The organism is Algoriphagus sp. A40 (assembly GCF_002002735.1).
Taxonomy (GTDB): domain Bacteria; phylum Bacteroidota; class Bacteroidia; order Cytophagales; family Cyclobacteriaceae; genus Algoriphagus.
In genome coordinates this window covers 251,456-268,106 of sequence record NZ_MUNY01000042.1, presented here as the reverse complement: position 1 = coordinate 268,106, position 16,651 = coordinate 251,456, and the positions used below count along the sequence as shown (strand labels likewise).

At 46.2% G+C, this 16,651-nt stretch carries 11 protein-coding genes; 10 read left to right on the top strand and 1 reads right to left on the bottom strand.

The window, feature by feature from the left end; genetic code table 11:
* The first annotated feature begins 2 nt into the window (after positions 1-2).
* The 9 genes from B0E43_RS27490 (at position 3) to B0E43_RS27450 (ending at position 14,467) form a co-directional block, all read left to right on the top strand.
* The gene (locus tag B0E43_RS27490; RefSeq protein WP_077347782.1) at positions 3-1,022 is read left to right on the top strand and encodes a FecR family protein; all 1,020 of its coding nucleotides are present in this window, start codon (positions 3-5) and stop codon (positions 1,020-1,022) included.
* A 178-nt stretch (positions 1,023-1,200) separates the two neighbouring features.
* Positions 1,201-4,659 carry a TonB-dependent receptor gene (locus B0E43_RS27485; protein WP_254423371.1) on the top strand — a complete coding sequence of 1,153 codons (3,459 nt, stop codon included), beginning with the start codon at positions 1,201-1,203 and terminating at the stop codon, positions 4,657-4,659.
* Positions 4,660-4,671: 12 nt separating this feature from the next.
* Positions 4,672-6,135, top strand: a complete 1,464-nt coding sequence (locus B0E43_RS27480; protein ID WP_077347778.1) for a RagB/SusD family nutrient uptake outer membrane protein — start codon at positions 4,672-4,674, stop codon at positions 6,133-6,135.
* A gap of 117 nt (positions 6,136-6,252) precedes the next feature.
* Positions 6,253-7,719 (top strand): BNR-4 repeat-containing protein, encoded by a 1,467-nt coding sequence (locus tag B0E43_RS27475; RefSeq protein WP_077347776.1) that lies wholly within the window; start codon positions 6,253-6,255, stop codon positions 7,717-7,719.
* Positions 7,719-9,191 carry a PQQ-dependent sugar dehydrogenase gene (locus B0E43_RS27470; RefSeq protein ID WP_077347774.1) on the top strand — a complete coding sequence of 491 codons (1,473 nt, stop codon included), beginning with the start codon at positions 7,719-7,721 and terminating at the stop codon, positions 9,189-9,191. The genes B0E43_RS27475 and B0E43_RS27470 overlap by 1 nt, the downstream gene beginning before the upstream one ends.
* Before the next feature lies 1 nt (position 9,192).
* A complete protein-coding gene (locus B0E43_RS27465; protein WP_077347772.1) occupies positions 9,193-10,398 on the top strand; it encodes an Nramp family divalent metal transporter in 1,206 nt (401 codons plus the stop codon).
* Between the two features lie 25 nt (positions 10,399-10,423).
* Positions 10,424-11,440, top strand: coding sequence for an NAD(P)-dependent oxidoreductase (locus B0E43_RS27460; RefSeq protein ID WP_174567128.1), 1,017 nt, complete (start codon positions 10,424-10,426; stop codon positions 11,438-11,440).
* Positions 11,440-12,504: a dihydrodipicolinate synthase family protein gene (locus B0E43_RS27455; RefSeq protein WP_077347768.1), complete on the top strand. Its 1,065-nt coding sequence runs from the start codon at positions 11,440-11,442 to the stop codon at positions 12,502-12,504. Before B0E43_RS27460 ends, B0E43_RS27455 begins: the two co-directional genes overlap by 1 nt.
* Positions 12,505-12,508: 4 nt before the next feature.
* Positions 12,509-14,467, top strand: a complete 1,959-nt coding sequence (locus tag B0E43_RS27450; protein ID WP_254423370.1) for a hypothetical protein — start codon at positions 12,509-12,511, stop codon at positions 14,465-14,467.
* Positions 14,468-14,607: 140 nt separating this feature from the next.
* Here B0E43_RS27450 and B0E43_RS27445 read toward each other — a convergent pair whose 3' ends face one another.
* Positions 14,608-15,543 (bottom strand): GNAT family N-acetyltransferase, encoded by a 936-nt coding sequence (locus B0E43_RS27445; RefSeq protein ID WP_077347766.1) that lies wholly within the window; start codon positions 15,541-15,543, stop codon positions 14,608-14,610.
* A 288-nt stretch (positions 15,544-15,831) separates the two neighbouring features.
* Between B0E43_RS27445 and B0E43_RS27440 the strand changes: the two genes are divergently transcribed.
* Positions 15,832-16,650: a polysaccharide biosynthesis/export family protein gene (locus B0E43_RS27440; RefSeq protein WP_077347764.1), complete on the top strand. Its 819-nt coding sequence runs from the start codon at positions 15,832-15,834 to the stop codon at positions 16,648-16,650.
* Position 16,651: the final 1 nt, after the last annotated feature.

The window sequence follows — 16,651 nt, the reverse complement described above, 5'->3', positions numbered from 1 at the left end:
AGATGGATCACAAGAAACGTATAGATGATTTTTTTGCAGGAAAACTGACCTCAGAACAGGCTCAGGAACTCCTCGATTGGCTTGACTCTTCTGAGGCGGAGGAATTTTTGTCAGCTGAAATATTGCAGGTTTGGTCGGAAAAAATCCGAAGTCACCAAACCGAGAATTGGGATTCCAAACCCCTTTGGGAAAAAATCAACCAGGCAAAAGATGGCTATTCTAAGCCGCATTTGCTTCAGGATTCCAAGCCTTCAAAAAAACTTTTCCCTCATTGGCTCAAGGCCGCAGTCGTTCTTTTGGTTCTTGGCGTATCAGCCTTGTTCTACTTTGAACTCAACAAATCTGTTGAATTGCCGCCTGAAATCTCTTTTGCTGGCCCAAAGATGATTGTTCGCGAAAACCCCGCTGGACAAAAGACAAGAATCAACCTGCCGGATGGCTCCACGGTTTACCTCAATTCTGAAAGTAAAATAACCTACGCCGAGGATTTCCTGACCAACAGACAAATCGAACTGGAAGGAGAGGGCTTTTTCAAAGTTGCCAGAGACGAAGAACATCCATTTACTGTCGAGGCAAAGGGTATTCTCACCACTGCCTTGGGTACTTCATTCAACATCTCGACTTTCAATCAAGAAGAAAAGGTGGCAGTCACCTTGGTGACTGGAAAAGTTAGATTGAATCAAAAGTCAGGAAATAAATCACTTGATCTGAATCCGGGAGAGGAGTCCTTATTGTCTCTTCGGGACGGGGAATTGAGCAAGTATCCGGTGGAAGTTTCAGACAGAATCAGTTGGACAGAGGGAGTGTTGCGGTTTGCGGAAACTCCTTTTGAAGAAATGATCCCAATCCTCGAACGATGGTATGGGGTCAAAATTCAGGTAATCGGTAATCCTGAGCAGCTCAAGGCAACGGGGACTTTCGACAGCAACGAAAGCCTGCGAAATGTCCTGCATGTGCTGAGTGCTTCGATGGATTTTGAGTATGAACTGAACAATAAAGAAGTAGTCGTCAAATTCAACTGAACAGCCTATGTGATATCAAAAGGACATAAAAAAGAACAGGAACGTACTGTGAATACGCTCCTGTGAAAATCAAAACACGGCACCCACGGACTAAAGCTTAGCGGTCTGTCATCCGGGGGTATTATAATGTTTCAACTTACAACCCTAAAATATGAAAAAAATAATACCATTAATAGTCATGTCTATTAAGCTACTAGTCAGAGGTGTGGCGATCCTTTGTCTGACATTGAGCCCCCTGATGGCCAGCACGACCACGGCCCAGGTAAAAAGCATCGATGAGGTCCACCTCAAACTGGAAAAGAAAAGCTATTCTCTGCTTCAGCTTTTCAAAGAAATTGAAGATAAAACTGACTTCAGTTTCTTCTACACAGAATCTGCTGTAAAAGGCCAGTCCGGTCTGAATTTCGCAAAGACATCAGGTACAGTGGAGGAGCATCTTTATCAGATTGCTACGCAAACCAACCTCCGTTTTAAGCAAGTCAACAATACGATCAGTGTCATCTCCAATGGGACTGGAACCAAACTCGTGGAAACTGAAGCTCAACGGGCAAAGATCACCGGAGTTGTAAAGGATGAGACTGGATCGCCTTTACCCGGTGTCACCGTGCTTGTGGAAGGGACTACTACCGGTACGGTTACGGATATTGACGGAAATTTTTCTATTGAGGCTGCAGAAGGCCAAGCCTTGATTTTTTCATTTATAGGATTGCAGCGTCAAAGGATCATCGTAGGAGCTGCTTCAATTTTGGAGGTAGTGATGGCGACTGAGGAAAATAACCTGGAGGAGTTTGTCGTGGTGGGTTATGGTACTTTGCAAAAGAAAGACATCACCGGTGCAGTAAGCGCGATCAGCAGCGAAGAGATCAAAGATCAGCCTGTGGCAAGTATTGACCAAGCAATTGCAGGCAGAATGGCCGGCGTGGTGGTTACCCAGGCAACCGGTGCACCGGGAGGAGGAGCTTCTGTCAGAATCCGTGGTGCAGGTTCACTCAGTGCCGGAAATGAGCCACTTTATGTGGTGGATGGTTTCCCGGTGACCAATGATTTTGACCAGAGAAACAACCCGCTCAACACGATCAATCCAAACGATATCGACAACATCCAGGTACTGAAAGATGCCTCAGCGACAGCGATCTACGGTTCCAGAGGTTCTAATGGGGTGATTTTGATTACCACCAAATCAGGGAAATCAGGAATGTCCAAAATCGATTTCAGCATCAGCACCGGAGTTCAACAAGTTGAAAAAACCTTGGATGTGCTCAATGCGACTGAATTTGCCCATTACATCAACGAATCCAGAAACAACGCCTGGGTGAATTCAGGTCCCGGCCGCTCGGCTTCTGATCCCAATTCAGTTCGTCTGAATAATGTGATGTACTTGTTGCCGGAGGTATTCAGCAATCCTGAGTCCCTTGGAGAAGGAACCAACTGGCAGGATGAGATCTTCCGCACAGCTCAGATGAGCAATTACCAGTTGAATTTTTCGGGTGGAAATGACAAGACCAAATATTTCGTTTCCGGTGGTTATTTGAGCCAAGATGGGGTAATAATCAATTCAGATTTGAAGCGCTATTCTTTCCGAGTCAATGTAGAATCCCAAATGAACAAGAGGGTGAAAGTTGGAGCCAACATTACTCCTTCTTATACTTTCTCCAACCAGTCACTTGCAGAAGGCAACTGGCAGGGTGGGGGGATTATCCAATCGGCCATTACCGCAGGACCGCATCTTACTCCTTATGATGAATTTGGAAACTATACCAAGATCACCGGGCAGGGAATCGGAACTTCAGAAGTTGATAATCCTGTGAAAATCGCCAAGGAATATTTTCACGAACAGCAAAACCTCAGACTTCTTGGGACTTCCTTCGCAGAGTTTTCAATCGTGGACAATCTGAAGTTTAAAGCCCTTGTCGGTGCGGATATCCGTAATTTCCGTGAGGACATTTTCAGTTCATCTATCATCAACCCAAACAGCGTCAATCCGACCAAACCTGCAGTTGGAACAAACGGAACCTCGCAGATCAGAAACTGGCTTTCTGAATTTACCCTGAGCTACAACAAAAGCATCGGAAAGCACAATTTTGATGCAGTCTTGGGTTACACCGTGCAGCAGGAAGCTATGGAAATCAGTCGCATGACAGGTACCAACTTTGCCAATGACAACATCAAAACCATCAATGCTGCAGGTCTGATCACGAGTGCAACTTCGACAAAAGAAGAATGGGCTTTGATCTCTTACCTCGCCCGTGTCAATTACAACTACGACGACAGATACTTGCTGACGGCGACTTTCCGTCGTGACGGTTCTTCAAGATTTGGACAGGATAACCGTTGGGGTTCTTTTCCATCCGTTTCCCTGGGATGGAGACTTTCTGAGGAAAACTTCCTGAGCGACGTGGATTGGCTGTCTGAACTGAGATTGAGAACCAGCTATGGCTTGACCGGGAATAATTTCATCACCAATTACGGTTCTATCGGCCTGACCGGGATCGAAAATTATCCTTTGGGAATGAACGGCGGCACAGTAAGCAACGGTATCCGCTTGACCAATATCCCAAACAGCAAATTGGGCTGGGAGAAAAACAGCCAAACCGATATCGGAGTTGAAATCGGATTGTTGCAAAACAGAATCTATGCTTCTGCTGATTATTACAACAAGCGGACTTCCGATCTTTTGCTCAACGTGCCAGTCCCAACTTTGACAGGTTATGCGACAGCTTTGCAGAACATCGGGGAAATCCAAAACAAAGGATTTGAATTCACCGTCACCAGCCGAAACACTGTAGGTGCCTTGAAATGGACAACCGACTTGAACTTCTCAACCAACAACATTGAAGTTTTGGCTTTGGGACCTGACGGTTCACCGATCATCTCCAGACAGGTGACTTCAGCTTCTGCTCCGACACACATCACCGAAATCGGATCTGAACCTGGAAGCTATTTTGGCTATAATGTATTGGGTGTTTATCAAAACCAGCAGGATATCGATTCCAGCCCAGTGATTAAGAATGGCAACGGAACGGTTCAATCCAAACCAGGTCAATTGAAGTTTGAGGACGTGAATGGTGACGGTGTGATTACTGCCGATGACAGAACAGTTCTTGGCAGTCCTTTCCCGGATTTCACCTGGGGCATGACCAACAGTTTTTCTTACAAAAACTTTGATTTCGCTTTCACCCTTCAGGGAGTTCAGGGCTTTGAGGTACTCAATGTCGCCAGAAGGTATTACGGTAACTATGGAGGATTGTACAATGTCCTGTCGAGTACCGCAAACGGCTGGATGTCTGAGCAGGATCCGGGTGACGGCAAGTCTCCGATGATCGACAGAAACTTCAATGGCTATGCAGGCAGCACAGTAATCAACAACATGACTTCCCTCTTTGTTGAAGACGGTTCCTTCTTGAGAATCAGAAATATCACATTGGGTTATAACATGCCAGCTTCTTTGTTGGAAAAAGCAAAACTCTCCAGCGCGAGACTGAGCTTCACAGTACAAAATGCCTACACTTTTACCGACTACGAAGGATACAATCCTGAAGTGAGTGCGCAAGGTGGAAGTCCATTGGTGCCGGGAGTTGATGCGGGTGGCTATCCTTTGGCACGCACGTTTATGTTGGGTTTAAATGTTGGCTTCTAATCTGAAAACTTTATGAAAAGCATAAAAATATTAATCGCAGCTGGAGCAATTGTGATGCTTTCTGCAGGAGCTTGCAGCGATGATTTCCTAGACTTGGCTCCGATTTCCCAGCAGAACAGTAATAACTTCTACAAGACTGCTGAGGATATGAAAAATGCCCTGACGGCAGTCTATGGTTCCTTGCAGTATGGGGGACAATACTACTCCTCCATCCATGTGATGGGCGACCTGAGATCGGACAATACCGAAATCACCAATCCCAATGCAGGTGCTGACCTTCAGGCAATCGACAACTTCACCAACACACCGGTGACCTCGATCAGCAATACCACCTGGACAGGCCACTATCAGGGGATTCAGGCAGCCAATATCGTGATCGAAAAGATCGAGGCAGTAACAATGGATGCTACGCTCAAAGTACAGTACATCGGCGAAGCCAAATTCCTGAGAGCTTTGATGTACTTCAACCTGGTCCGAATCTATGGGGATGTTCCATTGGTGACTAAAGTGATCAACAATCCTCAGGAAGGATACGATTATGGACGGGCTACTACTGAGGAAGTTTATCAGCAGATTATCGCTGATTTGGTGGATGCTGAAGGTTCTCTTCCTTACACCTATGTCGCAGCTGAGGCTGGACGTGCCACCAAAGGTGCTGCGATGTCTTTGTTGGGAAAAGTTTACCTTACAAAAAAGGATTGGACGTTGGCAGCTCAGAAACTGAAACAGGTTATTGACGAAGCTGCACAGACCAAATACAAACTGATGCCGACTTATGCGGGAATTTTCGGAGTTACTGCCGAAAACAACGCTGAATCCATCTTTGAGGTGCAGTTCAAAAGCGGTGCAAATGGCGAAGGAAGTCCGTTTACCAATCAGTTTGCACCAATCGGTTCAGGTACTGCAGTAGTTGCTGTGGGAAATCCCTTGGGACAAAATATTCCCACTGCAGAAATGGACGCGGCTTTTGAAGCAAATGATTTACGCAAAGCAGCTTCCATGAAAAACAGCTATGTGCTCAGCGGTAAAACAACTCTCCACAACTACGTGGTGAAATATTCCGGAACTCCCGCAGCAAACTTGGACAGTGACAATAACTGGATCGTGTTGAGATATGCAGATGTCCTTTTGATGTATGCAGAAGCGTTGAACGAACAGGGATTTGTAGCTGACGGACCTGCATTTGGGTACCTCAATCAGATCAGAACCCGTGCTGGTTTGCCTGTGAAAACCTTCTCAAATGCAAATCCTGCACTTCAGATTACCAACCAGGCCGATTTCCGTTTGGCTATCGAGCAGGAAAGAAGAGTGGAACTTGCGTTTGAAGGTCACCGTTGGTTTGACTTGGTCAGAACTGACAGAGCGCTTGCGGTTTTGGCTGACAATGGAATGCAGCCACATCATGTTTTGTTGGCGATTCCTCAAAGCCAGGTGGATATCAATCCATCTATGATTTCCCAGAATCCGGGTTATTAATTTGATTTAATTGGGGCTAAAACTCGGATCGCTTTTTCAAAAAGTGACTGAATATCAAAAAGTTTTAGCCCCTTTTTTCCTTCCTTGTCTTAGGTAAAAGACTCATTCGATTTCTTTATGACAAAGTATCTGTTAACCCTGTTTTTTGGGTGTGTGCTATCGCTTTGCCTTTTTGCACAGCAGCCGTTGACGCTCAACAGCCAAGATACTGGCTACCGTGGAATCTGGTACAGCAATCAGCCCTCCAATGACGAATATGTCTATAAATACAGCGGTGGCTTAGGAACCTATCCGGCCAATCATTACCCTTTTTCGGTCTATGCAGCCGGAGTGGACAAGACCTTTTTTTGCTATGGTGGTACTGACCCTTCGGGAAATACACTTCTGCACATGATCTCTTATTTCGACCATCAAACCGGAATGGTATCCAAACCCACCATCGTCCTGGACAAAGAGACTGACAATGCCCATGACAATCCCGTCATGAATATCGATGGTGGTGGATTTATCTGGATTTTTTCCACTGCACATGGCACCAACAGTCCTTCATACATTCATAAAAGCAAAAAGCCTTACGACATTTCTGAATTTGAACAGGTAAAGGCAACCAAACAGGAAGAAGGTCAAACCGTCGAAATGAACAATTTTTCTTACCTCCAAAGTTGGTATCAGCCCGGCAATGGATTTATCAACCTTTTCACACACTATGACCGAAAGGTGATTCCGGGTCAGTCCGATAAGCCCAGACGTACGATCGGATTCATGACCAGCGAGGATGGCATTGCCTATTCCGAATGGAAAGACCTAGCGATCATCGAAGAAGGACACTACCAGACCAGTGGACAGTCCGGGAATACACTCGGAACTTCCTTTAATTTTCACCCGGTCAAAGAGGGTGAAAACGGGTTGAACTATCGCACGAATCTGTATTACATCCAAACAAAAGACTTTGGGAAAAGCTGGGAAACTGCCGATGGAAAGAAGATCCAAATCCCACTGAAAGACATTCAAAATCCTGCCATGGTCAAAGACTATTTTTCAGAAGGATTATTGGTCTATATCAATGACCTGACTTTTGACCGGAACGGAAATCCGGTGATCCTGTATGTGACCAGCAAGGGCTACGAGGCTGGACCTGAAAAAGGCCCCAGGACTTGGCATACGGCAAGATTCACCGGTTCGGACTGGGAGATTTTGCCGGTCACTGAGTCCGACAACAACTACGACATGGGTTCGCTCTACATCGATGAAAATGGTGTTTGGAGAATTGTTGGACCAACGGCCACTGGCCCTCAGGCCTTCAATACCGGTGGCGAAATGGTGCTTTGGACGAGTAAGGATCAAGGTAAAACCTGGAAGTCCAAACAGATGACGGCCAATAGCCAATTCAACCATTCTTATGCCCGCCGCCCGGTCAATGTTCACGATGATTTTTATGCTTTTTGGGCAGATGGACATGGACGGGAAAAGTCAATATCCCGGCTATATTTCTCGGACAAAAAAGGAAAGGTTTATCAGCTTCCCGCTGAAATGAAGGAAGATTTTGCAAAGCCAGTCAAAGTCAAAAAATCCAGCAAAAAGTAATGAGAAAGTTTAGCCTGTTACTTTTTTCAATCCTCCTTTGGGGTTCTTGTAAAGAGAAGCTTCCGCCTCTTCAACTTGTCCAACTAGACACGGTGCGTCTGAGTGAATCGGGCTTGAAAGTGGAAGTTTTGGCTGATTCTCTGGTCGTGCCTTGGGATTTGGAAGTGGATTCTGAAGGCTTTCTTTGGGTGGCAGAGCAGGAGGGAAAAGTTTCCAGAATCAATTTGGAAACAGGAGAAATAAAAGTGATGCTGCTCATTTCTGATGTCTGGCAAGTGCGGACTTCCGGACTTTTGGGCATGGCAGTACACCCGGATTTTAGTCAAAATCCATTTGTTTATCTGAACTATACCGTCAAAAATGACAGCCTGATTACGAGTCGACTTTTCAGGTATAAGTTTGAAAATGACCAGCTTGTTCAACCTGAGCTTCTCTTGGAAATCGAAGGCGGAACTTCCCACAACGGCTCAAGACTGGCTTTTGGGCCAGACGGAAAACTCTATTGGGCGACTGGTGATACGCATGATTTTACCTACGCACAAGATGTACAGAAGCTCAATGGGAAGATCCTGAGAATGAACCCGGACGGAACCATCCCTTCTGACAATCCCGATCCGACGAGTTTCGTTTGGGCAAAAGGCTTTCGCAACATGCAGGGACTCGTGTTTTCTGACAAAGGACTGCTTTACACTTCCGAGCACGGCGATGCGATCGAGGATGAGATCAATTTGATTCAGGCAAAAGGAAACTACGGTTGGCCGAAGATCGAGGGAAAACACGATCTGGACACAGAAGTCGAATTTGCCCAAGCGAACCAAAGCATCGAACCCATCAGATCCTGGACTCCAGTGATTGCACCAGCGGGGATGACATTTTACGGAGAAAAAGCAATTCCTGAATGGACCAATTCCCTGCTTTTGACAACCCTGAAGGGAAAAAGTCTAAGGATACTGCAGCTAAGCGAGGATGGGAAATCCATTACAGAAGAGCAAATCCTCTTTGAAAATCACTACGGTCGCCTCCGCGATGTAGCTGTTGGACCAAACGGTGAAATCTACCTCAGCACCAGCAACAAAGATTGGAATCCCCAACCGGGATTTCCGCTGGCAGGAGATGATAAGATATTGAAAATCAGTGTTACAGATACCCTGAGTTCGAATCCTTTGGAAGTAAGTAAACCATCCGAATCGCTTATCTTAAACGGAGAGCAGCTGTATCTGAACTATTGTGCTTCCTGCCATAAAGCAGACGGAAGCGGAGTTGCGGAGGTCTTTCCGGCCTTGGCAGGTTCCGGTTTGGTCGAGGGAGATCCGGAAGCTCTGATTCAGATCGTTTTGAAAGGGAAAAATCAGATGCCGGCATTTGGTTTTCTCAGTAATCAGGAAGCAGCCCAAATCCTAAGTTATATCAGAAAACAGTGGGGAAATCAGGCTTCCGAAATTAAGGCTGATCAAATTGAAGAAAACAGATAAAATGACAGAAAATAAACTCCTGAAATTGCTGAAAGGCCTTGGCCCAGGAATCATCACCGCTGCCCTTGTCTTTGGCCCGAGCAAGATGACCATCACTTCCCGGCTCGGCGCAGAATATGGCTACTCCACACTTTGGGTGGTGGCTGTGGCTATCTTCTTCATGCTGATCTTCACCAATATGGGAGCGAGGATCGGACTGAGCAGTTCGGTGAGTTTGCTTTCCCAGATCAGGAACAAATGGGGGGAAACGGCCGGCGTGATCATCGGTTTGGGAGTTTTCCTAGTAGCGACTTCTTTTCAGGCCGGGAATTCTATCGGAGTTGGAATTGCAGTGGCGGAAGCAAGCGGCACCCCGACTTGGATCTGGGTTTTGGTGTTTAATCTGTTGGGAGTGAGCCTTCTCTTTTTCGGGAGCTTTTACAAGACTTTGGAAAAACTCATGATCGCCTTGGTTGGACTGATGCTGTTCTCTTTCCTGACTACGTTATTTCTCAGCAAACCTTCTCTCAGCGGTATTGCAGGCGGTTTTGTACCGAATATTCCTATCGGTTCTACCGGTTTGCTGATTGCCTTTATGGCTTCCTGTTTTTCCATTGTCGGGGCTTTTTACCAATCTTATTTGGTTCAGGAAAGTAAAAAACCCGGAGTCGAGGAGCAGGCCAAAAATCGAAGTGCCACCGGGATTTTGATCCTGGGAGTGATGAGTGTGGTGGTGATCATTTGTGCCGCAGCGGTTCTGAATCCTCAGGGAATCAAGGTGAACAGCGCATCGGAAATGTCCAAAGCCCTGGAGCCCCTGTTTGGATCCTATGCCGCCCATTTGTTCTTAGCAGGTTTGTTTGGAGCTTCATTTTCTTCCTTGGTCGGAAATGCAACAGTGGGCGGAAGTCTTTTGGGGGATGCTTTGGGTTTTGGAAATCGACTGAGTTCAAAAGCAGTGCGGGCTTTGATTGCTTTGGTGATGGCCTGCGGGGCCAGTATCTCGCTGATTTTCGGAAAGCTGCCACTTGAGCTGATCATCTTCGCGCAGAGCGTGACCATTTTCCTGGTGCCTTTTATCGGTTTTGCGATGTATGTCATTGCCAATGACCGCAGCATCATGGGCCTTCGGGTCAATTCACCTTTTGCAAAAATCTTCGGAGCGATCGGGCTGATCCTATTGACAGGCCTGGCCGTCTGGAATTTCAACGAGCTCTTTATCAAATAGACTTCATTCAGAATAAATCACAATAATGAAAGACTTAATTCAATTAGAAAAAGAACTTTTGGCACCTTCTCCGGCGCTGATTGCCGATATGGCAAAAATTGAAGGGGATATCATCCTGCTGGGAATTGGCGGAAAGATGGGCCCGAGCATGGGTAAACTGGCCGTAGCAGCTGCAAAAGCTGCAGGAGTGGAAAAAAAGATCATCGGCGTTTCCAGATTTTCAGACCAAAAGGCCAAAGCGGATTTGGAAGCAGCGGGCATTGATACGATTTCTTGCGACTTGCTGAATGATTCTGAGTTGCAGGCCTTGCCTCTGGCGAAAAATGTAATCTATCTGGCAGGAAATAAGTTTGGAACGACCGGAAACGAGGGTTTTACCTGGGCCATGAATGCCTATCTCCCTGGCCGTGTAGCGGAGAAATTCAAAGATTCCAATATTGTGGCATTTTCCTCCGGCAATGTCCTTCCTTTTGTGCCGGTGACTTCCGGAGGCCCGTCCGAAGAAACCGCCCCTGAGCCACTCGGAGAGTACGCTCAATCCTGCCTGGGCCGGGAGCGGATTTTTGAATATTTCTCCAAAAAGAACCAAACTCCGACGCTGATCTACCGGCTGAATTACGCCGTGGATTTCCGCTACGGAGTCATGATGGAGATCGCAAAGTCGGTCTTGAGTGGAAAGGAGATCGACTTGAAGACTGAAAACGTCAACGTCATCTGGCAGGGTGATGCCAATGAGATCGCGATTAGATCACTTCTTCACTGTAAGTCTCCTGCGAATATCCTGAACGTCACCGGGCCGGAAATCCTTTCTGTGCGATGGATAGCCAACCAGTTTGGGCGAATTTTCAACAATGAACCCAAATTCATCAACGAACCTACCGGAACTGCACTCCTAAACAATGCCTCCGAATGCCACCGGATTTTTGGATATCCAAGAGTGACAGTCCGTGAGATCATTGACATCACGGCCACTTGGATTTCCCAGGGAGGGGAAGAATTTGGCAAAGCCACCCATTTTCAGGAGAGAGGAGGGAAGTTTTGATGAACAAGCTCAGTAAAGAATTGAAACAGCATTTGCTTCAGGGGACAGTCATTCCTGCACATCCTTTGGCCCTGAAGGCTGATCGGAGCATCGATGAAGCGAAGCAAAGACAACTCAGTCGCTACTACATGGCGAGTGGGGCAGGTGGGATCGCCATTGGTGTCCATTCCACCCAGTTTGAAATCCGGGACCCGCAGATCAACCTGTATGAAACGGTTCTGAAATGGGCCGCTGAAGAAATTGTAGCGGTAAAACTTGACAAACCTTTTCTCAAAGTCGCAGGAATCTGTGGTCCAACTTTACAAGCAAAAGCTGAGGCTCAATTAGCCGTGGACTATGGTTATGACATGGGCTTACTGAGCATGGGCGGATTGCAAGCATGGACTGAGGCGGAAATTCTCCAGCGGGTCAGAGCAGTGGCAGCGATCATTCCGGTCTTTGGATTTTACCTGCAACCCTCGGTTGGCGGTAGGATTTTTAGCTACGATTTCTGGAAAGAATTTGCTGAAATAGAAAATGTCGAGGCCATCAAATGTGCCTCCTTCAACCGCTACCAAACCCTTGACGTGATGCGGGCAGTCGCCCAAAGTAGCCGTCGCAACGAGATTGCCATGTACACCGGCAACGACGATAACATCGTGGCGGATCTGCTGACCACTTACCGTTTTGAAGTGGATGGGAAAATCTTCGAAAAAGAGTTTGTCGGAGGCTTATTGGGACACTGGGCAGTCTATACCCAAAAGGCGGTGGAGCTTTTGGCCGAAATCAAAGCCTGCAAAAGCGGCGGCTCCGCGGAAGATTGGTCCAGACTTTTGACCAAAGGAGTGGAAGTGACCGACGTTAACGCCGCCATGTTTGACCCCGCTCATCATTTTCATGGATGTATTCCTGGAATGCATGAGATGCTCAGAAGTCAGGGCTTGCTGGACGGGATCTGGTGCCTCAATCCAAAAGAAGTTTTGTCCGAAGGACAGGTGGAAGAAATCGACCGAGTGCATCAGGCCTATCCGCATCTGAATGACGATGCCTTTGTTTCTGAATTTTTGAAAAATGACAAAATCTAATCACATGAACTTATTTAAATCGCTGGTATTATGGGTGTTACTGACTTCTTTTTCAACCTTGGGTTTTGCCCAAGTTGACACCACCCGGTTTACCAACCACGGTCCCCAGCTTTTCGCTTCCATGATTCAGGGAAGTGTTTTTGCAAAAGACAAGAACGGAAATGATCTGGTCTACACTGTGGTGCGGGGCGAACCTGCCCATTTGCTTGGATATGATGTAAAAACCAAGGAACTGATCATGGATCAGGCCCTTCCCAAGGCAGATGGAGCCTGGGATTTGGCGCAATCCTCAGACGGAACCTTGTATGCTCCCGGCGCCAATGGAAGCCTGTTTTCTCACATTCCCGGTACCAAAGAGGTTACCGATCTGGGTGTGGTCCTTGAGGGTGAAACCTACCTCTGGAGTTTGACACCCGGGGAAAACGGGGAAGTCTTTGGCACCACCTATCCGGGTTGCCGGGTTTTTAGGTATCATCCGGAAGACGGTTTTTCGGATGTTGGCAAAGGAGCTTTGGTAGAAAATGAAAATTACGTCCGCAGCCTTGCTTTTTATCCCAAAACAGGAATTCTCTATGCCGGTGTGGGATCTAAAGCCCATCTGATAGAAATCAATCCGAAAACCGGAGAAAAAAAGGAATTGCTTCCAGAAAAATTCAAGGACTTTGAGTTTGTGTACGGGCTGGAAATCGTTCCGGGAGTGGATGGAAATGACCGGCTTTTTGCCCTGATCACCAACGGAAGCATTACGCTGGTGTACAACCTGAAAACCCGAGAATTTGAACAGGAGATCGAAGGCATGGACATGCGGGCCATCGCCGGAGAATCCGCGGGAAAGGCCGTGTATTTCACCTCCAAGTCAGAATTGAAGCGTTTTGATCCTGCCAAAAATGTGTCCACGGCAGAAGTTCTGGGCCAAGAGGTCGGCACTGCCAACACCTTCAAAATCACGGAAGATGGAAAAGTCATGTTCCTGACTTCCGGAGCCAATCTCTTCACCTTCAATCCGGCTGACAATTCTTTGGAGAAGACCAAACTGCAAATCCCCGGTCAACCGATTCCGATCCATTCCCTGCTGACTGCACCGGACGGCAAGATCTGGTCTGGTGGTTATCTGGCTGGAGGAAATGCAACCTTCGATCCCAAGACAGGAACGCACACCTTTTTGCCTGGCTTGGACCAAACCGAGGCAATGACAGTGCAGGGCGATCAGCTCTTTTTCGGGATTTATCCCAAAGGGAAATTCTATGTCTATGACATGAAATCTGAATGGAAACCCAAGGAAGGCAACCCCAAGTTTCTCGGCCAAAAAGAGGGGCAAAGCCGGGCATTTGCGCAAGTCAGTATTCCTGATCGTAAGCAGGTAGTCTTCGGGATGATCCCGGAGTACGGCAAACTCGGTGGTGCAATGGCAACTTATGATTTGGCAAAGGAGGAGCTAAAGTTTTTCGACAGTCCGATTGCCAAGCAGTCCATTTCTTCTGTGGCCTATACGGGTTCCTATGTGTTGGGAGGGACCACCATTTCCGGAGGTTTGGGCAAAGCCCCGGAAACCAAGGAAGCGATTTTGTTTGGTTGGGATCCTGCCACAGGAGAGAAGTTGTTTGATACAGTTCCTGTGCCCGGCGCTTCTGCCTTGACCGGAATTATCAAAGGTCCTGACGGGAATTTTTGGGGAATGGGAGATGGTACGCTCTTTATCTTTGATTCAGCTAAGCGGAAAGTAGTTTCGACCAAAAAGCTTTATGATTTCCCTCCGTTCAAAAGTCATATCTGGAGAAGCGCATTTTTGGTTCTCCATCCGGATGGAAATATCTACGGGACAGACTGGGAGAAGCTGTTTAAGCTTGATCCGAAGACACTTGAAATCACTCAACTGACTAAGGACGCAGCTTTACTCGTCATGGGTCAGGATGGTAGGCTCTTTTTCAAAAGAGGAACTGAATTGTGGTCTTACAGGCCCTAGCTGGCAAGCTTTACCTGTGTGGAAAGACGCGCGCTGATGGTGCGCGTTTTCCTTTTTTGGCGGAATTAAGAGATATATGATTTCTGTATTTTGATGAAAACCCGCCGAATTTTGATTTTTAAATCTCTAAAGAGAAAACCTTAAAACACCTCCAAATCTCCCAAACTCCAGTTCCAAGATTGGTTCATAGGGATGAATTTGTCGTGTAACTTTCTCAAAGTCACCAATGGACCGATATTCAAAACTGGCAGCATTCCCATTTCGAGGACTTTCTGATTGGGGTAAATAAGGCCTGAAAAAGATGAAAATCTTGCTCCTGAGCTTTTGATCCGCTGATTCAGGGAATTTTTAAGCTCGTTTGTCTGATTGTCGGTAAGCTGACCTGTTGTGAAAAGATCACAAATACGGAACTCTCTTCCCATTTTCCCTTCTTTGGTTCGATAGATCAGGAGGTAACTTTCTCCATCGCTTAGGAATTGGTATTGGAAAAGAGGATTGTCCCGAAACCTCCAAAGAAGGTAACCTGGAAGAATCCTGGTTGAAATTCCAATGTTTTGTTGACTGTATGATTCAATTCGTTCGATCAAGTTTTCCACCCTGCTCCAATCGGAAAGTACCGGAATCATTTTGCCGGAGGTCGCTAGGTGAAAGTTGAGTTTGAGCGGTAGTTTCCCCCATTTTTCCCAGCCCATCTTAAGGTAACCGGGCGTACTTTTGCTGTTGGGTGTATTGTAGATCAGATTAATGCCTTGGTTTTTGATTTCCTCAATTAGGGAAAGAGTCAGTTTTTGAAAAATTCCCTTTCCCTGGTGATCGGGATGAGTGGCCGTATCCACAGCTCTACAAGCTTTGATTATTTTCCCGTTTTCTGAAAAATCCCATCGCAAAAATGCTCTTACACCTACAAGCGTTCCTTTTTCCTCTGCAAGTAGGATCGGAGATTTCCCGAAAGGATTGGCCTCATGTTTCCATTGCCAAAGTTTTTCGGACTTGGGAATCAGGTTTTCTCCCAAAGAGACTTTCAGCAGCTCAATGATTTGAGGGATATCACTTTCATTGCTTTTGCGAATTATCATAGGCTGAATTTAAAGGGAAAATATCGGCTTGAGAAAAATCTATTTTCTGGATTTATGGGAAAGTTTTTCCTTCATTGACTTTTCCAGAAGAAATCAATCGAGAGAAAAGGATTTCAAATCATCATTTTTTTTCATTGAAATCAAGAGAAGATGGGCATTGCCAAAATAGTCCGGAACTCTGTGAGCAGGAAGTATAGCCCTAAAATTTACAACTTGATCTTTAAGAATTCCCTGTTTTCCAATCCCGATATTTCTATATATTTGATCCAAGAGTTCAAATTATCCTGAATGAAGCATATTTTCTTTTTTGCCGGTTTAGTTCTGTTGGCAACTTCCTGCATCAGCAATAAACGGATCACCTATTTGCAAAACCTTTCAGACAGTACAGCCATCGATCTGGATGAGTTTATCCCGTTTGCAGAAGTCGAATACAAGTACATTTTGCAGCCTTTTGACATCGTACAGATAGATTTTGCCAGCGCAGAGCCTGAATTGGTGGAGGGATTTACCTTCCAGAGATCTACTCAATCTCAGGGAATCGGAGCTGGAGGAGGGGGAGGCCAAGGCAGTGATCCCATGTACATGAATGGATTTTCGATTGACCAAGATGGAATGGTTGAAGTTCCAAAATTGGGTAAAATCAAGATTTCAGGTTTGACGGAAGAGCAGGCAAAAGGTCTGGTACAGGAAAAAATCAATGTCTTTTTTAAGGAGGATGTTTTTGTCCGATTGAGAATTGCAGGTATCCGGTATACTACCTTGGGAGAGTTCAATTCAGTTGGGGTACAAATTATTTATAAAAACCGGGCGACGATCTTTGATGCCCTTGCCAATTCGGGAGAAACCTCCCTTTTGGCAAAAAAGAATAAACTTTTCCTGATCAGGCAGTATGGAGAAGGGACAAAAATCCACCAAATCAACCTAAATGACCGTGCCATTCTGGGCAGCCCTTGGTATTTTATCCAACCCAATGATATCTTGTATCTGGAACCGATGAAAATCCGGCAAATCGGAACCGCAGATAATTTAACAGCATCTTTGGCGCTTTTTGCTGGATTGCTGGCATCAATACTTTTAATTGTAAATTTGGTAAGTGGGGAATTATAAG